The following is a 21,702-nucleotide window of genomic DNA, read 5'->3' as shown; positions in this document are numbered from 1 at the left end:
CCCAACCGGCTCCGCAATCTCCATCAGTAATTCAACCGCCTTCATTGGTCCGGATTTGCAATCTGGATCTTACCAATTTGCGGATTTGTAATCCGCGTCTCCACGAATCGGGATTACAAATCCCGACCACCAAGGAATGTTTAGGCATGTATTTGATGGATAGTAGTTACATAAACACATCACATAACTAATTGGTTACTAAATAATTGGTCGCCGTTTCTTATTGCTCAGTTACATGACAGTTACATAAGAATTAAACCCAATATGGAACATACTTCGCATATTTTCTTGATTTGTTTTCGGGATCGTAATCTTTTATTAGTCCTTCAGCAATCGTATCACTAATAATCCTTGAAACCATAGGATAATTATGCTCCTCAATGCCAAAACGATCTCTTAAGGTTTGATTTGTCATATGTTCCCCAGATACATATTTGAGACAAGCATGCAAATAGCTGGCTCTAACTTTATCTTGTTTATCCATTTCCCGTAAAGTCCTCAAGCCGAATAATATAATACGAGTATAATTATCTCCAACTATAATTTCCGGCGCAGGTAATTGATTATATTCACATTCAAAAACAACTTTATCAATACCACTTCCCCTTTCTTCACAAATATTTAATCTACGCATAAAGCGAGCCAATATCTCATTTCTACTTTCAGGACTATGGTCTACAAATCGTAAAGGGTCAATTATGGGTTTTCCTGGGTTTGTAATTTCTATTCGATTATCAAAAATTTCAATCATCGGAGAACTTCCCTTTACTGTAAAATCCTGATGAATAATAGCATTTGCAACAAGCTCTCTTATGGCTAATATAGGGTAAATTGAAACCTTTTTACGTAAAGCTTTATCTATTACTTCGTTTGTCGGCAGCTGATCTTCTAAATATTTAATTAAATTCTCAAAACCAATTGCATATCCTTTCTTACCAGTTTGCTCTTTTTTTGTTTTAATCCGATTTTTCCCTTCGTAAATTATAACCCGTATGGCTTTTCGAGCTAAATTATCAAAATTATCGATGTCCTTTGCAAATAATAAAGCTCCTAAATTCGTAATACTATAAAATCCAGAGTGATGAATAATGACTTTATCCTCGATTAACTTTTCAATTATTCCTTTACGATTATCGGGCAATGGGTGTCTGATTAACTCAAAAAAATTGGGATAATCAATTAGTTTAATGATGTCATCTTCTGATACATTAGAGACGCATATTTCTCGCTCAAAAGCATAATTGTTGTCTTGATTCCAGATTTGCCGCTCTCTTTCAGGATGATCATCTAATTGTTTCTTATAACTTCCAATCCGAATAAATGGAACGCCTCTAAAACTCACCGGAGTATTGCGGGTCGCTTGGATTCTAAATATTGCAAAATGCGAACCTTGATAGTCAAACTCAAAAATATTAAAATCTACTCGTGGGGTTAACTGGGTCGCCAACCAGTTCTCTAGTTCTTGATTTCCTTTTTTTTCACGAGATGGATATAGATTAGTACCGACCAAACGGTGGGTTGTATCTTCTACACCAAACAATAGATAACCAAATGGTTTTTTATGATAACAAGCACTATTGCTAAGAGCAGATAGATATTCACCGATTTCCTGGGGGTTAGAATTATTTAGCTTAAACTCTACCCACTCGCATTCTTTTGGCAGAGCTTGCAAATCTTTAATTAAAACCTCAAGATCATGCTGATTCATTAAGTCAATATTACGAAATAATCCTCAATTATCGTCTCTACACCCCAACCGGCTCCGAAATCTCCGTCAATAATTCAACAGCCTCATCAATGCTGCGCACATTATCAATGCTCAACCGAAGCGTGTTTTTTACTTCCTTCAAATTACAACGCCGGGTATTGGCCTGCAAAAAGTTAAGTACCTGTCTAAATTGCGTGCTCTCAAAATACGGCGATTGCTGGTTGGCAATAAAATAACCGCGTAGCACTTGCTTCTTCAGCGATATTTTTTCAAAACCGATGGCTTTGCCCAGCCATTGCAGGCGCATGGTGTTCAGCAGCTCATTCACCTGTACGGGTACCGGGCCAAAACGGTCATGCAATTGCTGTGCAAAGGCGGCCAGTTCGGTTTCGTTTTGCAGTTTGGATAATTCGGTGTATAGGTTATAGCGTTCGGGTATGCTCGTCACATACTCATCGGGTATCAGTATCTCCAGGTCGGTATCCACTTGTGTGAACGAGATGAACGGCCGGGGCTTCTCATCTTTGAATAGGCCCTTGAACTCGTCATCTTTTAGCTCCTGTATGGCTTCGTCCAGTATCTTGTGGTACATCTCAAAGCCTATCTCGGCAATAAAGCCGCTTTGCTCGGCGCCAAGCAGGTTACCGCTTCCGCGGATGTCCAGATCGCGCATAGCTACGTTAAAGCCGCTGCCCAGGTCGCTAAATTCTTCTATTGCACTCAGGCGCTTGCGTGCTTCGGAGGTTAAAGTAGATAGCGGCGGACTCAGCAAATAACAAAACGCCTTTTTATTGCTCCTGCCCACGCGCCCGCGCATCTGGTGCAGGTCGCTCAGGCCAAACATGTGGGCGTGGTTAATGATGATGGTATTGGCGTTCGGGATATCTAAACCGGCCTCAATAATGGTGGTGGCTACCAGCACATCGTACTCGGCGCTCACAAATTTCAGCATCACATCTTCCAGGTCGTCGCCTTCCAGTTGCCCGTGCGCTATACCTATTCGCGCTTTGGGTACCAGCTTACGGATCATGCCGCCCAGTTGCGGCAGGTCGGCAACCCGGTTATGGATAAAAAATATCTGCCCGCCGCGCTCAATTTCATACTCAACCGCTTCCTTGATCAGCTTGTCGTTAAACACATGCAGTTCGGTAACTACCGGCTGGCGGTTGGGTGGTGGCGTTGATATGATGGAAAGGTCGCGCGCGCCCATCAGCGAAAAGTGCAAGGTACGGGGTATAGGTGTCGCGGTCAGCGTAAGGGTGTCCACATTAACGCGCATGGCTTTGAGTTTTTCTTTGGTGCTTACGCCGAATTTTTGCTCCTCATCAATGATCATCAAACCCAGGTCCTTAAACTTCACATCTTTGCTCACCAAACGGTGTGTACCAATAATGATATCCACCTTGCCTGCGGCCAGTTTCTCTAAAGTCTCCTTGATCTGCTTGCTCGATTTAAAGCGGTTCACGTAATCAATATTGGCCGGGAAGCCTTTTAAACGATCAGAGAATGTTTTGTAATGCTGTGCCGCTAAAATGGTAGTTGGCACCAATATCGCCACCTGTTTACTGTCGGCAACAGCCTTAAATGCCGCGCGTATGGCTACCTCGGTTTTGCCAAAACCCACATCGCCGCAAATTAAACGGTCCATCGGGTGCGGCGATTCCATATCCTTTTTAAAATCAACGGTCGCTTTTTCCTGGTCGGGGGTATCCTCGTAAATAAACGAGGCCTCCAGCTCGGTCTGCAAATAGCTATCCGGCGAAAAGGCATTGCCATCCTGTGCCTTACGTACAGCGTACAGTTGGATCAGGTCGCGGGCTATGTCTTTAACTTTTTTTTTTGTGGTTTTTTTGAGCTTTTCCCAGGTATCGGTTCCCAGTTTGTTCATCTTGGGCACCGTGCCCTCCTTACCGCTGTATTTGGATATGCGGTTAAGCGAGTTAATGTTTACATACAGCAGGTCGTTATCCGCGTAAAGCAAACGGATCATCTCCTGCATTTTACCATTCACCTCAACCTTTTCCAAACCGGCATATTTGCCAATGCCGTGGTCAATATGGGTAATATAATCACCGGGTTTTAGCTCACGCAACTCTTTCAGCGTAATAGCCTGCGAGCGCTGGTAACCCTTTTTAAGCTTGTATTTGTAATAGCGGTCAAATATTTGGTGATCGGTATAGCAGGCCAGTTTCTGGGTATGGTCCACAAAGCCTTCGCGGATGGAGATATTAACCGGTGTAAATTTGATGCTCTTATCCAGGTCGTCAAAAATAGCGTAGAGCCTTTCCAGCTGCCGGGTCGAATCCGTAAAAATGCAGTTCTCTATCTTTTCGGCCTCGTTATTTTTAATATTGTGGATCAGCAGACTAAAATCTTTGTTAAAAGATGGCTGCGGCCTGATATCGAACTGGATGCTATCGGTAGCGGTATAAAAAAACTGTTTGCCAAACTCAACAATGCCAAAATCGGCAAGCTGATCGGCTATCATTTTCTCGTCAGTAAAGGCAAATTTAGGGTCTATCCAATCGGGGTTCTGGTTCTTATCTTCTGCCGATAACGCTTTCCACAACTGTGTGGCTTTTTTGTGCCCGGTTTGGATGATATCCAGTGTAAACTGCACATCTTTGATCCAAACGGTCGTCGATGGATCAATGTATTCAAGCAGGCTGATGTTATTCTCCGTTAAAAATTTCGATTGCACGTTGGGCACTATCGTGATACTTTTAACCTGTTCAACCGATAGCTGGCTCTCGATCTCAAACGTCCTGATCGACTCGATCTCATCACCGAAGAACTCAACCCGGTAGGGCAGGTCGTGCGAAAACGAAAAGATATCTACAATACCGCCACGGATAGAGAACTGCCCAGGCAGGTAAACAAAATCAACGCGCTCAAAATCGTACTCAATTAAAAACTCGTTGATAAACTCAATGCTCAGTTTATTACTAACCGCTATCTCCAGGGTGTTCTTTTCCAGCGATGCCCGGTCTATCACTTTTTCGGCCATGGCCTCGGGGTAAGTTACGATCAGTTGCCCGTAACCCGATGCCTGCTCATGGTTCAACTCGTTCAACACCTCCGCACGGGCCAACACATTACCACTATCAGGTTGGGTAAATTCGAAAGGTTTGCGGTACGATGAAGGAAAAACAAGGACCTCTTTATCCAAAAGGTTCTCCAGGTCCGATTGAAAATAGCTGGCTTCTTCCCTGTCGGGCAGGATAAACAACATATGGCTGTGCTTCAAAAAATACAAAGCTACCGCCATGGCCGCATCGCTCGATCCGACAAGACCCCGCAGATGTACCCTCGGGTTTTTTGAATTGTTTAACGCTTTTGCTAACGATTGTATCCTTTCGTCGGCCTTGTAACGTTCTAAAATATCACGAATATTCAAAGCGGTGCAAATATAATTAAAAAAGAACGGCGCTATGGCAAAGTTGTTTACGCCATGTGAAAATCGCTTTAAACCTATTGCATATCAGGAGGCTCCGCCGGAGCCCGAAAAGATGGAACCATGTTTTCTATAAACAGGCGACTCCGCCGGAGTCAAAAATTTTAAAAACCCCAGAGGGGTATCCTGTTTATAGAAAAATAAAAAGTTGATTTCGGGCTCCGGAGGAGCCTCCTTTTTTAAAAGTGGCTTCGCTTTAAATACAAAAAAACACAGCATTTTAAAACAAACGGGGCCTTAATCTACTTTATTAAAAACATGATAATGAATTAATAAAATGGTATATTTATATAACAATACCCAATCAACAAGTTTAAACTAAACCTCAGTATATTATGAAGAATGCAGTAATTTATGGTGCCATTATTGGCGTACTTAGCGGTATTTGGATATTTACCATGCATCGGTTGGGCATCAGTACCAAGCCCAGTGTCGACTTTCAGCCTATCGAGATCACATCAGTAATTATACCGATTATTGGCTTATACGCAGGCGTGCGCAGTTATCGCCAAAACGAATTGGGCGGACGCATCAGCTTTTTAGAAGCATTGATCGAAGGCTGGAAAATTTTAATTGTTGGCGGCATTATATCGGTAGTGTTCGCTATTTTGTTTATCAACTACGTTACCGCGGGCAGCATCAGCGATTTTTCGGGACAAATATTTGGTGCCCTGCTGGTTGGATTATTATCTTCGTTAGTGGTTTCGTTATTAATGATGAACCGGAGCAAAAACTTATAAATGATCAAAATATTAAGCCGTAACCTCGAATTGATATTTTGGGTTACGGCTTTGTTATGTTTATCACTCGCCAGCCCGGTAAGTACCTCGCATTTTACCTTATGCCCGTTTAGGCTAATGGGCTTTAGCTGGTGCCCCGGTTGTGGTTTGGGCCACAGCATTATTTATCTTTTTCACGGCCGGTTTTCGGCGTCATGGCATGCTCACTGGTTGGGTGTTCCGGCTGTCGCTATCATTTTTTATCGCATAACTCAATTATTTTCAAAGGTTTTTGTTACATTTAGCTAACCTTTCAATCTAATTATCATGATGAACAATTTTAGCAATCCATATTTCGCATTTCCGGGCATTACACCCGAGGAATTGACGCTTTTGCAGCAAGCCACAGCCGATCTTGATGAAAAGCAGCTGCACAATTTTCAAATGATCTACTCAACCAAACGCAAAAATCCAAGCGACGTGTTATTATTTTGCTTACTGGGCTTGTTTTGCATAGCCGGGGTACAACGCTTTATACTGGGCCAGGTTGGTATGGGTATTCTTTACCTTTTTACGGGCGGCTTATGTTTAATAGGTACTATTGTCGATCTGGTAAACCATAAACAACTGGCCAACGATTATAACCGCGGCATGGTTTACGAAAGTTACCAGATGGCCAAAATGAGCAACTAATTAAGTTAGTTGCTCAATAACCGCATCGGTAGTACCAACTTCACCAATCGCGGGGAAAATGTATTTAATGCTGTTTTCGTGCGCTTCGGCCACACGGTCGGTCATGGCATCAATAGCGAAGGATACATTGTAACCCAGTTCGCTTGCGCTGCGTGCAGTACCTTCAACACCCTTGCTGGTTGATACGCCGGTCATCACAATGCCGGTAACGCCTTTCTTTTTCAGTTCGGCATCAAGCCGGGTTTCGTAAAACGCGCTCCAGGTGTGTTTGGTAATAAAAATATCGCCGGGTTCGGTTTTAATTTCGGGCACAATAGTAAGCCATTCCTCTTTAAAGGCACCTCCACCCATCGAAGGCTGGTCCTTACGGGATACTGTCCATTTGGCGCCATTGGGGTTAACATTAACCACCACCACCGGCTGCCCCGCCTGGCGGAAAGCAGCTACCAGTTTAGCGGCATTGGCCAGCACATCGGCCAGCGGGTGCACCGTTGCCGACCCGGTAATACCTACCTGTAGGTCGATCAATACCAGTGCTGTTTTTTCATCTAATGCAGTGATCATGTGTTTTGTTATTTCGGATGTCGGATTTTCGATTTCGGATTTCCAGCACCCGGATTGTTTATTAAAATGTTTTTAAATAAATTCAAAATCGAACGTTCGAAATTCAAAAATCAAAATAATTCCGAAATCGAAAATCCGAAATCCGACATCAAGCCACCGGTTCTATTACAGGCATTGTTGCCTGCACCTGCTTACGCAACGCCCGTATTTTCTTTTTGTTCAGTTTTAAAAAACGCAGGTGCAGCAAGCCGATAATGAGCGCCACACCGCCTTCGGCTAAAACGGTATCCTGCACACCAATATGTTGGGATAACCAGCCAATGATCAGTCCGCCCAATGGCTGCATGCCAAAAAACGCCATCGCATAAAAGCTGATCACCCGGCCGCGCATATTCGGGTCAACGGTCGTTTGTATCAGCGTATTGCTGATGGTGATCTGCGACATCATACCAAAGCCGCTCACGATGGAAAATATTAAAGCCAGAATGTATACACTTTCGTGCGAAAACAAGGCCAGCCCCGCACCGAATATCAGCGTGTTAATGGCCAGGATCTTCTTCAGGTTTTTCCCCGGCTTCAGCGATGCCAAAAACATCGCACCCGAAAACGCGCCCAAACCTATCGCACTGTCTATCACGCCAAAATCAGTTGCCGTACCGTGAAAAATATCTTTGGCATAAACCGGTATCAATGTACTGTATGGCAGTACAAACAGGCTGATCAGCCCAAGCATAATTAATATAAAGGCGATGGACGGTGTGTTTTTAATGTACACAAAACCTTCCTTCAGTTCGCCAAACACGTTTTTGGTGTGCGGCCTTTTCACATATTTAGGCAAACGCATCAGCAGCAGCGAACCAATAACCGCGATAAAGCTTACCGAGTTTAGGCCAAAACACATATCATCGCCCAGCTTTTCCAAAATAAAGCCGGCAATACCCGGCCCGATGAGCCGCGACAGGTTAACCATCGACGAGTTAAGCGCCAGGGCCTGGGGCAAATCGTTCTTATCCTCAACCATCTCGTACACCAGCGATTGCCTTGCCGGCACGTCAAACGCGTTGATCACGCCCAGCATCGCGCTTAGCGCAATAATTTCCCAAACGTTGTAATGTTTAAAAAACACCAGCGCCGTTAACAAGACGGCCTGTACCATACTGGCTACCTGTGTTGCAAGCAGTACGCGGAACCGGTTATATCTGTCGGCAACAACGCCGCCCAAAAACGAAAACAAAAACGAAGGGAACATGCTCGCGAAAAGCGAAACCCCCAGCATAAATTTTGAATGGGTAAGCGAGTAAATAACCCAGCTTACCGCTGTTTTTTGCATCCAGGTACCGATCAATGATATGGATTGCCCCCAAAAGTATAGGCGATAGTTCCGGCTTTTAAAAACTCTAAATGTATCTATATGTATTGCACTCATTCCTCTTCCTCTTTTTATTATTCTCAGTCAAAATCAACCAGTTTGGTTAATGCGCCCAATGCCTTTGTTAGGGTGTCATGCTCTTCAGGCGTTAACGCATCGGCAATGGCATCGCTCAGCCATTCGTCTTTTTCGGTGCGCGCTTTGTTGATCACCTCTTTACCTGCTTCCGTAAGCGATATCAGCACCTTGCGTTTATCGGTTTCGGATGGTGTTTTACTGATCAGCTCCAGCTCAAACAAATGATTGATGACCTGCGACATGGATTGCGTGGTTATTTTTTCGGCCAGTGCAAGTTCGCTGGCCAGCATGGTGCCGTTGTTATAAATGAGCGCTATGGTGGAGCGTTCGGTTAACGACAACTTTTCGGCCGATACCGATTTTTTGCGCAGCTTTTTATAAAGCCTGATAACTACCGACCTGAGTTCGGATGCGAGGAGCAAATTTTGATCGTTCATTTTATTGTTAGCTAAACTTGTAAGTTTACCTTACAAATATACACTGCAAAACTTATCTGTAAATAATTTAAATGTCAGAAAACGGGGGGCGGAAAAATAAAAAAAGTATCCCGCTCATCTATGGCGGGATACTTTGAAGAACTGCTAAGTAACCGAAAAGGTATTAATCCCACACAATTGGAATATTTACTTTAAATGTCCGTAAGTACGAAAGCATTTGCCCCGCATGCACCGCCTCGTGGTACGCTATACGCTGCAAATAATCCCCCAATATCCTTCTTTGCCCTTTCTCCCTGCGTATAATTTCAATGGTGCTCAAATCTTCCGGACTAAAGGTCTTTAAAGTATCCATATATGCTTTCCTGTAAGGCTTGGCAAACTCAAGTTCTGTTTGCACGTCGATATAAGGCTGCCCTTCCCAGGGAGAAACGTAGTCGCCAAGGTCCTCTCTTTTTTCTACCAACTTGTGATATAAGTGCTCTCCCTCCAAAACATGCCTCACCATTTCAAGGCAATTCATAGCGCCGGCATCCGGGCGCATCAGGTAAACTTCGGGTGTTATACCATTCCATAGTTTAATGCTTCTCCTGCGGATCTCTTCAAAATTTAATACAATGAGTTCTGTTTGTGTCATAGGTGATCGGTTGTTATTGGTTTATAATTCGGTAAATATCTGTTACTTTTATAATCAACAGTTCATTTTAAAATGAACTATGCCCGTTTACCATGCACGAACAATTTGCTTACATAGCCTCGTTACTCGGAGAACCCGTTAGGGCCAAAATGTTATGGACATTACTGGATGGCAAAGCCTATACCGCCACCGAGCTATCATTATTTGCCAATGCCTCGCCGCAAACAACAAGTACACATTTAAGTAAATTGCTGCAGGCCGATATTTTAAGGGTGGAATCACAGGGCCGGCACCGCTATTACCGGTTTGCAAGGCACGAGGTTGCCTATGCAATTGAAGCCATGACCCTTTTGATCAAACCCGATCAGATCCCGCCACCGTTCAATGAATCAACTTATCCTCCTGTTAAATTTTGCCGGTCGTGTTATGACCATTTAGCCGGCAAAGTGAGTGTTGATATTGCAGCATCATTTTTACAAAAAGGTTTCCTTACCGGGATCGAAAATAACTATCAGGTATCCGATACCGGCACCCAGTTTTTCACCGGATTAGGGATTGACGTTGTGGGCCTGCGGTCTAAAAAGAGGGTACTGGCCAAACCCTGTTTAGATTGGAGCGAAAGAAAGCCCCACGTAGCAGGATCATTAGGCTCGGCATTATTGACCCTGTTTTTACAAGATGGCTGGGTAAGGCGCACTGCAAATTCGCGGGTTATCCTATTTACACCAAAAGGAAAACTAAATTTATACGAAAAATTAGGGTTAACTATTTGATATTACCACCAGTCCCCGGAGTTCTACCTGTCAAACCTAAACAGGCCGGCATTTTCATTCTTTTTCCCGGTTATCAAATCGCGCAATATTTCAGCCGCAATAACACTAAAGGTAATGCCGTTGCCGCCAAAGCCCAGTGCAAAATAGGTATTGGGCCTTTCGGGGATGCTGCCGATATATGGCAACCCATCCTTAGTTGTGGCAAAAGCGCCGGCCCAGCTAAAATCAGCTTTTAACGGAATATGCTGCATTTTTTTACAAAATTCCACCGTAAGCTGCGCTGCTTTCCGGCCGATGGTTGACGGCTTAATATGCGGATGATGGTAAGGATCGTCGCGCCCGCCTACCAGTATGCGGTTTTCGCTCACCACCCTAAAATACAGGTAAGGCGTGGCCGTCTCCCATATCAGGCTGTTTTGATGCCAGAAATATTTGTCGGGCAACGGCTCCGATACCAGCGCGTATGTCGAATGTATTTCGGCTATCTTTTTCGGTACATAGTGCAGGCTTTCGTAACCGCAGGCAATCACCAGTTTTTTAGCTTTGATCTGCAAACCGGTATGGGTATGTAAAGTAACACCAGCCTTATGGTGTTCAATATGCTTAACGGCAGTATTATTATAAACAGCGTGTCCTTTGTTACAAAAAGCACCAAAAAGCGCATGTGTAAGCAAATAAGCATCCACCTGGCCGCCATCGCCACTAAAAACTGCGGCAGGGGCATCAAAGCCAAAGGTTTTTTTAATATCGCCACTGTCCAGCCAGTCTATCTCAAAACCATGCTTTTTGCGCAATTCATACTCCTTTTTCAAATCGGCCACATGGGTTTTAAAACTGGCATATTGCAGGCTGGGCACCAGGTGGAAATCAAATGCCGGTTTCAATAACTTACACAAATGCGCAATATCATAAATAGCTTTGCGGCATAGCGCATAGCTTTTAACCGCGTTAGTTTCGCCAATCAGGTTGCTCAGTTCGGTCAGTGGCGTATCTATCTCATATTGTAAAAAAGCAGTGCTTGCCGCCGTGCTGCCCATACCCACGTGCCGCCTGTCAACAACTGCCACGCTCAGGCCGGTATCTTTCAGGTGCCAGGCTGTTAATGCTGCGCTGATGCCCGCCCCCATAATAACCACATCAACCGATAGCGGCTTATCCAGCGAAGGGTATTGCGCTACAAGGCCATCTTTCATTAACCAATAGGGGTGCTGCTCGTACAGGTTCATTTTTTTTGCAATTACACTAACGTAGCAACAATGCCAAATGTGCCGCTTTTGTTTGAGGTATTTTACAGCAATCAATAGCTTGAAACAACAAAGCCCGGCATCGTGTTACGGACAACCAGGCTTTAGTAATGGGGGATCTGTAGTTTAAATCAATTGGGGAAAAAAGATTTATATATTTATTAATTAGGTATTGAGTATTATTCAAATACAATACCAAAAAATAAAACGGCTCTAATTCTTCTAAAACAGCATAAATATTAACAGTGGGTATTCCCAACTTGGGGAAAATTGTGGAATTGGGGAAATATTTTTACAATAACGATTTATTGTTACCTCCATCTTTAAATAACCCATCACATCTATATTATCCTTTTTATAGTAATTTAGTGCGGATGAAACTTTTTGAACTAACCCAATACCTGGAAAGCATGGCCCCGCTGGCTTATCAGGAAAGTTATGATAACTCGGGCCTGATCGTTGGCCATACTGATAAAGATATCCAGCAGGCACTGGTATCGCTGGATTGCACCGAAGCTGTTGTTGACGAAGCCATTGCCAAAGGCTGCCAGGTTATTGTTTCGCACCACCCCATTGTGTTTAGCGGCTTAAAAAAGTTTAACGGCAAAACCTATGTTGAACGCGTGGTTGAAAAAGCCATCAAAAACAACATCGCCATTTATGCCATCCACACTAACCTTGATAGCGTATCAACCGGGGTTAACGCCCGCATTTGCGAAACCCTGGGTTTAACCAGGTGCCGTATTTTATCGCCAAAGCCAAACCTGCTTAAAAAACTGGTTACTTATGTGCCGGTTGCTTATGCAGATAAAGTGCGCACTGCTTTATTTGAAGCCGGCGCCGGCAACATCGGCAATTACAGCGAATGCAGTTTTAATACCGAAGGTACCGGCACTTTTAAAGGCAGCGAAGGCACCGACCCTTTTGTAGGCGAACCTGGCAAACAACATCACGAACCCGAAGTACGGATCGAAACCGTTTACCCCGCAACACTCGAAAGCAAGGTACTGATGGCTTTGTTTATGGAACACCCTTACGAGGAAGTGGCTTATGATCTGTACCCTATCACTAACCAGTACGAAGTTGGCTCGGGTATGATAGGTGAACTGGAAACGCCGGTGGCCGAAACCGCATTTTTACAAATGGTAAAATATAAAATGAATGCCCAGGTCATCAGGCATACTAATTTGCGTGGTAAAAGCGTTAAAAATGTTGCTGTTTGCGGCGGCTCGGGCAGCTTTTTATTAAAGCAGGCTATTGCTGCCGGTGCCGATGTTTTTATCACCGCCGATTTTAAGTATCACGAGTTTTTTGATGCCGAAGAAAAGCTGGTTATTGCCGACATAGGACATTTTGAAAGTGAGCAATTTACACAGAATTTATTAGTTGAAATTATCCGGAAAAAATTTGTTAACTTTGCCGTCCGTTTAACAGAAGTAAATACAAACCCCATCAAATATTTGATTTAATGGAACAAACCGTAGAACAAAAGCTTAAAGCTTTATACGAGCTACAAACAATCCACACCAAGATTGACAGAATACGCCAGGTTAGAGGCGAGCTTCCGATGGAAGTTTCGGATCTGGAGGATGAAGTTGCAGGATTGCAAACCCGTATAGACAAAATTAAAAGTGAACTTGATGACCTGGAAGATGCGATAGTTACCCGCAAAAACCTGATCAAGGATGCACAGGCAAATATTAAAAAATACGAGGCCCAGCTTAACGAAGTAAAAAACAACCGCGAATATGATGCGATTTCGAAAGAAATTGAAATTCAAGGTTTGGATATCCAGGTAAGCGAGAAAAAGATTAAAGAGTTCGGCTTTGAAATTGTGACCAAAACACAAATTTACGAAAAAGCTGCAGCTGATCTGGAAGGCCGTCAAAACGATCTGGATGTTAAAAAAGCAGAATTGGATACCATTACTGCCGAAACTCAGAAAGACGAACAAGAACTTAGCGCCTTAGCCGAAAAAGCTACCGAAGGTATTGAAGAGCGTTTGTTAATTGCTTACACCCGTTTACGCGGCAACGCTAAAAACGGCCTGGCAGTAGTTACTATTCAGCGCGATTCGTGCTCTGGCTGCTTTAACCAGATACCTCCTCAGCGCCAGTCGGATATACGCCAAAGAAAAAAGATCATTGTTTGCGAACATTGTGGCCGTATTTTGGTTGATGAACAAATGGCGTTAGAAGCCGAAACTGTTTAAGCTTCGCTTTTAATTAATAATATTCAGCGCCTTTTTATAAAGGCGCTTTTTTTTTAATCGATGTTTAGGAAACTGTTTTTAGTATTTACCCTGGTTTGTTTAGCTAAAGTTAATGCTTTCGCTAATTTCGACTTTAACAGCAACTGTGCCCTGGCCTATAAAACGTTAATGAGCCTGCGCTTAAACGAGGCCCGTGTGCTTATCAACAGGGAAAAAGCAGTTCATCCTCAAAACTCGGTTACCATATTACTCGATAACTATTACGATTTTTTTACCATACTCACTACCGAAAACCGCGCCCAGTTTGAAAAATTGCAGGCCAATAAATCGTTGCGTATAAATAAGCTGGAAGATGAGGACCAAAACTCGCCCTACTACAACTATTCAATAGCCCAGGTTAACCTGCAATGGGCGCTGCTGCACAGCCGTTTTGCCGAATATACAACGGCGGGTTTCGAGATCAATAAAGCCTACAAACTGCTGCAGGCCAATAACAAAAAGTTTCCCAATTTTTTGCCAACCAATATACCGCTCGGGGTGGTTAATGTTTTGCTGGGTTCATTACCGGGCAGCCCGCTAAAAAGTATCCTGGCATTTTTTGGCATTAAAGGCGATACCCAAACCGGTATTAAAATGCTCGAAAAACTTTCGGAAACGTTAAAAACATCCGGATATGCCTTTAGTTATGAAGAGTTGGTGTTTTATCTAACCTATATCCAAACCGATGTGGTTAACGATCCGTTTGCTTATAACAAAATGCTGCACCTGGTAAACAGCATTGATAGCGCAAGCCTGTTAAAATCATATATCGCCGGTTATGTGGCCTTACGTACCGGGCACAGCAACGAGGCTATAGGTCTGCTACAAAATCGCGCACAAGGCCCGGAATATCAGCCCTACGCCTATATGGACTATTTGCTGGCTATTGCCAAAATGAACCGCGGCGACGACGATGCCAACAATTACTTTAATAAGTTTTTAAAAACATACACCGGCGTAAACTTTATAAAAGATGCTTACCTGCATTTAGGCTGGATGTGTTTGCTGGAAGGCGATACCAAACGTTATTATGCTTTTGTCGACCTGGTAAAAACCAAAGGCAGCTTGTATAACGATAAAGATAAACAAGCTTTAGACGAAGCCAATGACAACGCCCCCGATGTAAACCTGCTGCGCGCCCGTTTATTATGCGATGGCGGTTTTTACACCAAAGCTATTGCGGCGCTAAGCAATAAAACCACGGCCGATTTTACGCTTCCGCGTGATAAAATAGAATATTATTACCGCCTTGGCCGCATTTATGATGCAATGGATAAGGATGATGAGGCCATTAAATACTACAACAATGCTATTGCCATTGGGCGTACCTCAACCTACCATTACGCGGCCAGCTCAGCTATCCGCATCGGCATTATTTACGAAGAGCGTAAAGATTTTGCCCGTGCCCGCAGCGCCTACAATATGGTTTTTGATTTTAAAAATACCCAGTTTAAAAACAGCCTGCAGCAAAAAGCAAAAGACGGGTTAAAGCGTTCGGGAGCTAAATAATTAAAACATCTCCGTCTGCTTCCCATTCCTTGGCGTAAACAAACCCATATTATACGGCGGCATTTCGCGCCCGGCTAAAAAACGCTTACAGCTCATCCTGAATAGCTGGTGAATGGATTGCGCAATATTACCCTCGCCGCTCATGCGGGTACCAAAGCGGCTATCGTTTAACTGCCCGCCGTGGCAGGCCATAATCATATTCAATACCTTTTCGGCCCGGTCGGGATAGGCTTTATGCACCCAGTCGGCAAATATTTCGCCAATGCTGCCGTTTAACCGTACAATGGTAAAACCTGCCGCAAGGGCGCCTCTGTCGGCTGCAGCTTTGATCATATTGGGTATTTCGTTACTGTTAAGGCCGGGTATTATCGGCGCGGTCATTACCCTTACGGGGATGCCATTTTCTGATAGTTTCTGTATCACGGCCAGCCTGCCTGTAGCAGTAATGGTACGTGGTTCAAGCTTTTGCCGCAACTGCTCATCGAGCGAGGTAAGCGATACATTAACATGCACCAGGTTTAGCTTGCCAAGCTCTGATAAAATATCCAGGTCGCGCAGTATCACATTGTTTTTGGTGATGATGGATACCGGGTGCCTGTACTTTAAAAACACCTGTAACAAAGCCCGGGTAATTTTAAGCTTGCGTTCAAGCGGCTGGTAACAATCGGTATTCCCCGAAAGGAGGATAACAACCGGCTCGTAATTTTTTTTATTGAAATGAGCTTCCAGTAAATCGGCGGCGTTGCGTTTTACGATGATCTTACGCTCAAAATCCAGTCCGGCGCTAAAGCCGAAATACTCATGCGTATTACGCGCATAGCAATAAATGCACCCGTGCTCGCATCCCTGGTAGGGGTTAATGGAATGCATAAAATGCAGATCGGGACTGTTGGATTCGCTTACAATTTTTTTGGGGTGCTCCTCAAATATCTGCGTGCCCGAATTTTCGAGCATAGGCTCGTCAAGCCCTTCAATATGTTCCTGCACGTATTTGTTTTTCAGAAACTTGTTGTGGGTGTTAACCTGCGCTCCTCTGCCTTTAAAATACTCCGGGTTTTCCTCATGCGACATGATACAAATTTGCTAATATTTTTAGCAAAATACAATTTGTTCCAAAGATTTTTTTAGATGCCTTTAAGGTTGGCAAGGGGCAGGGTAAGAACGATATGGGTGCCTGTATCGCTGGTAACCTCCATCTTTCCTTTAAGGGTTTGTATGCGTTGGTTAATGCTCTTAAGGCCCATACTATCCGGATTGCCCCTGGTATTTTTGATGCCAACACCATTATCTTTAATAAATACCATCAAATTATCCTGCTCAATCTCAAAATTGAGATCCACATTGGTTGCCTTCGAATGCTTTAAGGCGTTGTGCAGTATCTCTTTGATGATGAGATACACATTGCGCCGCATTACACCGTTAATAACCACAGCCGGCAAGGTATCGGGCATATTAGTATCAAAATCAATATCCGAATATTGAAATATCTTCGTCGCCTGGAACTGGATATAATACAACAGGTTTTCAAGGCTATCATTATCCACATTCAGGCTCCATATCACTTCGCGTATCTTATCCGAAAGATCATTCAACATGTTATAGATCTTGTCAACCTCCAGCACATTGTTCTTTTCGGATTTGGCTTTTGCTGCGCCGGCAAAAAGTTTAAGTGCGGATAGCCCCGCGCCGATATCATCGTGCATTTCGCTGCTTATTCTGTGGCGCTCATCCTGTATGGCCAGTTCCTTTTCATAAGCTATCTTTTGCCTGCTTAAACGGTTCAGGTAATATATCCTTACAATAGATACTACAATGCCTGTTATTAACAGTATAATTAATGTTTTAAACCACCAGGTTTGCCACCATGGCGGCATAATATAAAAACTGTAGCGTACCGCGCTTTCGGCAGGGCCCATTTGCGGGTGCTGGGCCACGGCTTCAAAAGTATAGTTACCTGGCATCAGCGATGGGAACCTTATGCTGCGCTCACCTGGTTTGGTAACCAGCCATGGCGAATTATTGCCGTCTTTTAACCGGTATTTAAAATAAACGTAATTGGCATTATGGTAAACAGGCACGCCCAGGTTAAACTGAAGATCATTTTCGTACCAATGCAGGCCATTGTTTCCGTTTAGCAGCGAATCCGGGTTGTTTAACCTAACGCTTAACAGATAATTGTTAAAAACAGGACCATCCTTGGGTTTTATCAAAGGCACTTTAACCATCATGCTGCTTGTAGCAACATAGGCCGTATCGTTCATTTCCTCAAAATCGGCTATGTTGGCATCAGATATCGAGGGCAGGTTATAGTTATTAATAAAGCCCATCGTTTTCAGGTCTATCACCTGTATCGATCCGGCGCCAAGCACCCATAAATGGCTGCCAAAGGCTTTCATTTTAATTACCGCGCTGGTTGAAAGACCCTGGCTCGCGGTAATATTTTTTATGTTGCCATGATCAATAACGATCAGCCCGTTATCAATAGTGCCGATGATCACTTTACCTTCGGCATAGGTAAGCGAAATAGCATATACCGGGGCGTTTTTATAAAGAAACGGAACTACTCCTTTGTTATTAATGCAAAAAATACCGTCCTTAAAAGCCACATATAACGATCTTGAATACGGATCGTAACACACCGCACGGCAACGTTGCTTGTAGGCAAAAAAGTATGGCTTTACATAACGCTGCAAAACGGCCCCTGCAAACTGGTGTTTAATGTCCGCTTCCCATTTTGCTGAGTAATCCCTTGGAAATATGATCAGTCCGGTTGCGGTTGCTAAAAAAATAGAATTATCAGTACTCACAACCTGTTTAATAGCAGCGACATTGAGCAGCGTAAATACTTTTGTTTTGGTATTAAACAAATAACTGTTTACTGATGTGCCTATCAAAAAAGTATCATTACCTAAAGGATAAATGATATTTACCGGCGCCAGTGGTGCCGGCAGACTGACCTGATCGGTTACAGCCGACCGGGTGGTATTATACACCATGATCCTGCCATCTTGTGTACCTAAAAAAAGCTCCCCGTTTACCCGTTGAACGGTTTTTACCCCGTCGCCAGTTAGCGAACCCGGAATTTCTATTTTGCTCCAATCAGCTTGCTTATAATGTACAAAAAGGCCTTTTTTTAAACTTGAGCACCATATATTGCCTTCCTTATCGGTTGCTTCGTCGCTTAAATTATAGCCCGGTATTTGCTGCACGTCATTGATCAATGAGCTGCCCTGCGTGGTATTAACCCAAACGTTATTGTGTTCAACCGTTACGGTATTAATAAAGTACTGATATGATTTTTGCCCGGCTACAGTAACCGAGGTATCATCAACCGTTAATTTGCTTAAAATGCCTGCCGGGTTTGATATCAAAAAAGCGGTATCGCGAAACGCAGTAACGTTAAGGGTTGACGAGTTGGTACCAATAATGGCCGCATTATTTCCATGGATATTAACCGGTACCAATCCTTTTTTATCGGTATAAATAAACCAGCGGGTGGCGCCATAAGCAACAATTTTATCGCCCATTATGGTTAATGAGGTGGTGCCGCCTGCCAGGTTGTTTTTACAGGTAACATAATGGCACTTCAGGGTTTTGGTATCGCAAAAAAACAGCCCTTTTTTACTGGTAGCCACTATCTGGCCTTTATACAAGCCTAAACGCGGAAATGTTGCTTCGGTTTTGTAATCGTAACCGGCAAGCAAGTGCATTTTTTCATTTTCGATATAAAATATCTGCCCGGTAAAATTATTGAACCAGATACGGCCCTGCGGATCTTCTATCAGCCCGGCCCCGCTTAACGAAGTTTGTTTTTGGTTATAAAAGTTGGTGAAATTGATCCCGTCAAAACGGGTTATGCCTAAATCGTGTGTAACCCATAAAAAGCCCCTTTTGTCAACAAGCAGGTCATAAAGTTCGCGGGTGGGTAAACCGCTTACTTCTTTAAGTGGTAATGTTTGCGAGAATACTGAAACCGGCCAGATGAAAAAAATATAGATTACAAAAAGCCTAAATTTCATAAGGGTTAAAATAAAAAACTTTACAATCTAAATGTAAGCGTTTGTCCAAATTAAACCTATAATAAAGAATAAAATTATGGTGTTAAAATAATATCGCCAAAACGAGATATTTTGTCTTATTACTATTGGTTTTTGGTGCGCAAATATGATAATTATGCCTTAATTTAAGCTACGCTAAATCTCGATCATCTTGTTTTTTATGGCATACAGTACCAGGCCAACACGGCTTTTTACCTGCAGTTTTTCAAAAAGCTGATCGCGGTAGGTGTCAACTGTACGTGCGCTTACGTTCATCCGTTCGGCAATTTCTTTATAGGTCAATTCGGTGCCGGCATACTTTAAAAATTCGCTTTCACGATCATTTAATTTAAATCCGCCCACCGGTGCCGCCACTGTTAAATTGTTAACCAGGTGTTTAGAAACAAATGCCGGGTAATATATCTCATCGTTTGATACCGCGTCGAGCGCTTCTTTAAAATCTTCGGGCTCAGAGTCTTTTAATAAATATCCTTTAATACCCATTTTTACCAAAGCCAAAACCTTTTCGGCATCTTCAAACATGGATAAAATGATCACGTTTATTTCCGGGTAATTTTGCCTTAGCCATTGCGTGGTAACCAGGCCATCCATTTCGGGCATATTAATGTCCATTAACGCGATATCCGGTTTAAATTTCTTGCTGATCTTTTGAGTGAATTCTTTCCCGTTAGCAGCTTCAAACATCACCTGATAACCGCTAAAATTATTAATGAGTGATCTGATACCGCTTCTAAAAAGCCGATGATCATCAATTAAGGCTACTTGTATGGGTTGGGTTGACATAAATTTTTTGTTGAACCGGGTTTAAAGTAACTATTATTTCAGAACCACGACCAACCGCACTGTTGATCTTGTACTCAGCGCCTATTAAACCGGCTCTGTTTTTAATGTTTTTTAAACCGGAACCGTTTTTGCTCATGGCCTCCTTGTGGTCAAAACCTGAGCCATCATCCAAAACAGTTAAAGTAAATAGGTCTGCAGTATATTGCAAACTTACGGTTAAATGTTTAGCGCCCGAGTGTTTTAGGGCATTATTTACCGATTCCTGCATAATACGAAACAAAACCAGCTCCCGCTGCTCGCCCAGGCTATAATATTCTCCTTCAAGCTTAAAGGAAATTCCAACAAGCTTGCTTTTATTTATCCTTTGTACCTCGGTTTTAATGGTGTGTATAAAACCGTTGGCAGATATATGATCAAAGCTGAGGCTTTTTGAAAGGTCGCGCAAATCGCCAATGGCCTGGGCAACCAAATCTTTGCTCTCAGTTATTTTTTCATCTTTTTCGCTTTCTGTTAGACCAGCGGCCGTGCCAAGGTTTAATTTAACAAATGACAATACCTGGCCAATATTATCATGTATCTCCTGGCTTACGTTATGAAACGTTTGCTCCTGAATTTCGAGCTGTGTTTTTAATATCGTTTGTTCGTAGGTAGCTTTCAGAATTTCTTTTTCCCTGATGAGTCGTTTTTTTGTATTGGTATAATAAACGGCTAACAGCAACATAATTACAGCAATAGCCAAAAGTAAAATAATGGCAGTAACTATTGTGGCAACGACTTGCTGGTTAATTTCCTGCATAAGTAAAATGCATAACTATAGCACGAATATAAAAAAACATTGATGGCGGGCATAATCACCCTATAAATTTGCACTCCGCCAATCTGGATCTTTTTAAGTAAAAAAAACTGCTGCAGGCCACAAACGATCAGGGTAACGGCGCTAAAGATCAGGGTTGCTGCACTGATCCAGAAATAGGGGTGGTGGTTTAGTAATATGTCGCTGTCGTCCTCCTTAAATAAGCGTGCTATAACAAGCAATGCCAGCATCGCTGTTATAAACTCTACCAGTATAAGCGAGTAGGTGTCAAAGTTATATTTACCTTGTACAAATAAAAAATTAAGTACGGTAAAAATAAAAAGCAACACCCCCATGCTGATATAAAGCGATTTTTTGAGGCCCTTGTACCCAAGCATTCTCAAAAAAATATAAATTGTTATTGGTGTACTTACAATAACATATAGGTTGTAGATCTGCAGGTTGTTATTGTCCCATCCAAAAAACGATGTATTGATCGCAATGATCTCGGTAACGCAAACAACAACTAACAGCGGAATAAAACCCAGTAGCTTAAAACTTTTAAGCCCTTTGTAACAATAAATTGCTAACAAAAGGCTTAAAAGTTGAAAATAGATGTAGTAACTGATGGTCAT

The 21,702-nt window shown here is 43.0% G+C and carries 19 protein-coding genes; 7 read left to right on the top strand and 12 right to left on the bottom strand.

All coding sequences use genetic code 11. From position 1 onward, the window contains the following. Positions 1-253: 253 nt before the first annotated feature. Positions 254-1,708 carry an ATP-binding protein gene (locus tag ACFGVR_RS06420; protein ID WP_448701884.1) on the bottom strand — a complete coding sequence of 485 codons (1,455 nt, stop codon included), beginning with the start codon at positions 1,706-1,708 and terminating at the stop codon, positions 254-256. A gap of 37 nt (positions 1,709-1,745) precedes the next feature. After that, a complete protein-coding gene (gene mfd, locus ACFGVR_RS06415; RefSeq protein ID WP_448701883.1) occupies positions 1,746-5,105 on the bottom strand; it encodes a transcription-repair coupling factor in 3,360 nt (1,119 codons plus the stop codon). Between the two features lie 392 nt (positions 5,106-5,497). Here mfd and ACFGVR_RS06410 point away from each other — a divergent pair, with 392 nt between their 5' ends. The 3 genes from ACFGVR_RS06410 to ACFGVR_RS06400 are packed head-to-tail and all read left to right on the top strand — an operon-like array spanning position 5,498 to position 6,574. After that, complete coding sequence (locus ACFGVR_RS06410; protein ID WP_448701882.1) at positions 5,498-5,902, top strand: DUF4199 domain-containing protein; 405 nt, start codon at positions 5,498-5,500, stop codon at positions 5,900-5,902. After that, on the top strand, positions 5,903-6,190 hold the full coding sequence (locus tag ACFGVR_RS06405) for a DUF2752 domain-containing protein (RefSeq protein ID WP_448701881.1): 288 nt from the start codon (positions 5,903-5,905) through the stop codon (positions 6,188-6,190). An 18-nt stretch (positions 6,191-6,208) separates the two neighbouring features. After that, complete coding sequence (locus ACFGVR_RS06400) at positions 6,209-6,574, top strand: TM2 domain-containing protein (protein WP_448701880.1); 366 nt, start codon at positions 6,209-6,211, stop codon at positions 6,572-6,574. Here the strand turns inward: ACFGVR_RS06400 and ACFGVR_RS06395 are convergent, their stop codons facing one another. The 4 genes from ACFGVR_RS06395 to ACFGVR_RS06380 form a co-directional block, all read right to left on the bottom strand. Continuing rightward, complete coding sequence (locus ACFGVR_RS06395; protein WP_448701878.1) at positions 6,575-7,138, bottom strand: isochorismatase family protein; 564 nt, start codon at positions 7,136-7,138, stop codon at positions 6,575-6,577. Between the two features lie 148 nt (positions 7,139-7,286). After that, complete coding sequence (locus tag ACFGVR_RS06390) at positions 7,287-8,564, bottom strand: MFS transporter (RefSeq protein WP_448701877.1); 1,278 nt, start codon at positions 8,562-8,564, stop codon at positions 7,287-7,289. A gap of 23 nt (positions 8,565-8,587) precedes the next feature. Continuing rightward, positions 8,588-9,022, bottom strand: coding sequence for a MarR family winged helix-turn-helix transcriptional regulator (locus ACFGVR_RS06385; RefSeq protein WP_448701875.1), 435 nt, complete (start codon positions 9,020-9,022; stop codon positions 8,588-8,590). A gap of 163 nt (positions 9,023-9,185) precedes the next feature. After that, positions 9,186-9,656 carry a DinB family protein gene (locus tag ACFGVR_RS06380; protein ID WP_448701874.1) on the bottom strand — a complete coding sequence of 157 codons (471 nt, stop codon included), beginning with the start codon at positions 9,654-9,656 and terminating at the stop codon, positions 9,186-9,188. 92 nt (positions 9,657-9,748) lie between these two features. Between ACFGVR_RS06380 and ACFGVR_RS06375 the strand changes: the two genes are divergently transcribed. After that, positions 9,749-10,429: an ArsR/SmtB family transcription factor gene (locus tag ACFGVR_RS06375; RefSeq protein WP_448701873.1), complete on the top strand. Its 681-nt coding sequence runs from the start codon at positions 9,749-9,751 to the stop codon at positions 10,427-10,429. A gap of 23 nt (positions 10,430-10,452) precedes the next feature. On the opposite strand, the gene ACFGVR_RS06370 is transcribed toward ACFGVR_RS06375, so the two are convergent. Continuing rightward, complete coding sequence (locus tag ACFGVR_RS06370; protein WP_448701871.1) at positions 10,453-11,655, bottom strand: NAD(P)/FAD-dependent oxidoreductase; 1,203 nt, start codon at positions 11,653-11,655, stop codon at positions 10,453-10,455. A 392-nt stretch (positions 11,656-12,047) separates the two neighbouring features. Here ACFGVR_RS06370 and ACFGVR_RS06365 point away from each other — a divergent pair, with 392 nt between their 5' ends. The 3 genes from ACFGVR_RS06365 to ACFGVR_RS06355 are packed head-to-tail and all read left to right on the top strand — an operon-like array spanning position 12,048 to position 15,433. Continuing rightward, the gene (locus ACFGVR_RS06365) at positions 12,048-13,142 is read left to right on the top strand and encodes a Nif3-like dinuclear metal center hexameric protein (protein ID WP_448701870.1); all 1,095 of its coding nucleotides are present in this window, start codon (positions 12,048-12,050) and stop codon (positions 13,140-13,142) included. Then, a complete protein-coding gene (locus ACFGVR_RS06360; RefSeq protein WP_448701869.1) occupies positions 13,142-13,885 on the top strand; it encodes a zinc ribbon domain-containing protein in 744 nt (247 codons plus the stop codon). The genes ACFGVR_RS06365 and ACFGVR_RS06360 overlap by 1 nt, the downstream gene beginning before the upstream one ends. A gap of 60 nt (positions 13,886-13,945) precedes the next feature. After that, positions 13,946-15,433, top strand: a complete 1,488-nt coding sequence (locus ACFGVR_RS06355) for a tetratricopeptide repeat protein (RefSeq protein WP_448701868.1) — start codon at positions 13,946-13,948, stop codon at positions 15,431-15,433. Here ACFGVR_RS06355 and ACFGVR_RS06350 read toward each other — a convergent pair whose 3' ends face one another. The 5 genes from ACFGVR_RS06350 to ACFGVR_RS06330 form a co-directional block, all read right to left on the bottom strand. Further along, positions 15,434-16,504 carry a PA0069 family radical SAM protein gene (locus ACFGVR_RS06350; RefSeq protein WP_448701867.1) on the bottom strand — a complete coding sequence of 357 codons (1,071 nt, stop codon included), beginning with the start codon at positions 16,502-16,504 and terminating at the stop codon, positions 15,434-15,436. Positions 16,505-16,557: 53 nt separating this feature from the next. Next, on the bottom strand, positions 16,558-19,452 hold the full coding sequence (locus tag ACFGVR_RS06345) for a sensor histidine kinase (protein ID WP_448701865.1): 2,895 nt from the start codon (positions 19,450-19,452) through the stop codon (positions 16,558-16,560). A 174-nt stretch (positions 19,453-19,626) separates the two neighbouring features. Further along, positions 19,627-20,274, bottom strand: a complete 648-nt coding sequence (locus tag ACFGVR_RS06340; RefSeq protein ID WP_448701864.1) for a response regulator — start codon at positions 20,272-20,274, stop codon at positions 19,627-19,629. Beyond that, the gene (locus ACFGVR_RS06335) at positions 20,240-21,070 is read right to left on the bottom strand and encodes a sensor histidine kinase (RefSeq protein ID WP_448701863.1); all 831 of its coding nucleotides are present in this window, start codon (positions 21,068-21,070) and stop codon (positions 20,240-20,242) included. The genes ACFGVR_RS06340 and ACFGVR_RS06335 overlap by 35 nt, the downstream gene beginning before the upstream one ends. Continuing rightward, positions 21,034-21,702, bottom strand: coding sequence for a hypothetical protein (locus ACFGVR_RS06330; protein ID WP_448701861.1), 669 nt, complete (start codon positions 21,700-21,702; stop codon positions 21,034-21,036). Before ACFGVR_RS06330 ends, ACFGVR_RS06335 begins: the two co-directional genes overlap by 37 nt.

It is taken from the genome of Mucilaginibacter aureus, assembly GCF_053514885.1.
This window is presented reverse-complemented; position numbering and strand designations above follow the sequence as displayed.

What these genes read in the sequence shown, in the direction of transcription:
- ACFGVR_RS06420 (WP_448701884.1), bottom strand. Translation starts at nt 1,708, where the DNA reads ATGAATCAGCATGATCTTGAGGTTTTAATTAAAGATTTGCAAGCTCTG.
- ACFGVR_RS06410 (WP_448701882.1), top strand. Translation starts at nt 5,498, where the DNA reads ATGAAGAATGCAGTAATTTATGGTGCCATTATTGGCGTACTTAGCGGT.
- ACFGVR_RS06405 (WP_448701881.1), top strand. Translation starts at nt 5,903, where the DNA reads ATGATCAAAATATTAAGCCGTAACCTCGAATTGATATTTTGGGTTACG.
- ACFGVR_RS06400 (WP_448701880.1), top strand. Translation starts at nt 6,209, where the DNA reads ATGATGAACAATTTTAGCAATCCATATTTCGCATTTCCGGGCATTACA.
- ACFGVR_RS06395 (WP_448701878.1), bottom strand. Translation starts at nt 7,138, where the DNA reads ATGATCACTGCATTAGATGAAAAAACAGCACTGGTATTGATCGACCTA.
- ACFGVR_RS06390 (WP_448701877.1), bottom strand. Translation starts at nt 8,564, where the DNA reads ATGAGTGCAATACATATAGATACATTTAGAGTTTTTAAAAGCCGGAAC.
- ACFGVR_RS06385 (WP_448701875.1), bottom strand. Translation starts at nt 9,022, where the DNA reads ATGAACGATCAAAATTTGCTCCTCGCATCCGAACTCAGGTCGGTAGTT.
- ACFGVR_RS06380 (WP_448701874.1), bottom strand. Translation starts at nt 9,656, where the DNA reads ATGACACAAACAGAACTCATTGTATTAAATTTTGAAGAGATCCGCAGG.
- ACFGVR_RS06375 (WP_448701873.1), top strand. Translation starts at nt 9,749, where the DNA reads ATGCACGAACAATTTGCTTACATAGCCTCGTTACTCGGAGAACCCGTT.
- ACFGVR_RS06370 (WP_448701871.1), bottom strand. Translation starts at nt 11,655, where the DNA reads ATGAACCTGTACGAGCAGCACCCCTATTGGTTAATGAAAGATGGCCTT.
- ACFGVR_RS06365 (WP_448701870.1), top strand. Translation starts at nt 12,048, where the DNA reads ATGAAACTTTTTGAACTAACCCAATACCTGGAAAGCATGGCCCCGCTG.
- ACFGVR_RS06360 (WP_448701869.1), top strand. Translation starts at nt 13,142, where the DNA reads ATGGAACAAACCGTAGAACAAAAGCTTAAAGCTTTATACGAGCTACAA.
- ACFGVR_RS06355 (WP_448701868.1), top strand. Translation starts at nt 13,946, where the DNA reads ATGTTTAGGAAACTGTTTTTAGTATTTACCCTGGTTTGTTTAGCTAAA.
- ACFGVR_RS06350 (WP_448701867.1), bottom strand. Translation starts at nt 16,504, where the DNA reads ATGTCGCATGAGGAAAACCCGGAGTATTTTAAAGGCAGAGGAGCGCAG.
- ACFGVR_RS06345 (WP_448701865.1), bottom strand. Translation starts at nt 19,452, where the DNA reads ATGAAATTTAGGCTTTTTGTAATCTATATTTTTTTCATCTGGCCGGTT.
- ACFGVR_RS06340 (WP_448701864.1), bottom strand. Translation starts at nt 20,274, where the DNA reads ATGTCAACCCAACCCATACAAGTAGCCTTAATTGATGATCATCGGCTT.
- ACFGVR_RS06335 (WP_448701863.1), bottom strand. Translation starts at nt 21,070, where the DNA reads ATGCAGGAAATTAACCAGCAAGTCGTTGCCACAATAGTTACTGCCATT.
- ACFGVR_RS06330 (WP_448701861.1), bottom strand. Translation starts at nt 21,702, where the DNA reads ATGACCATCAGTTACTACATCTATTTTCAACTTTTAAGCCTTTTGTTA.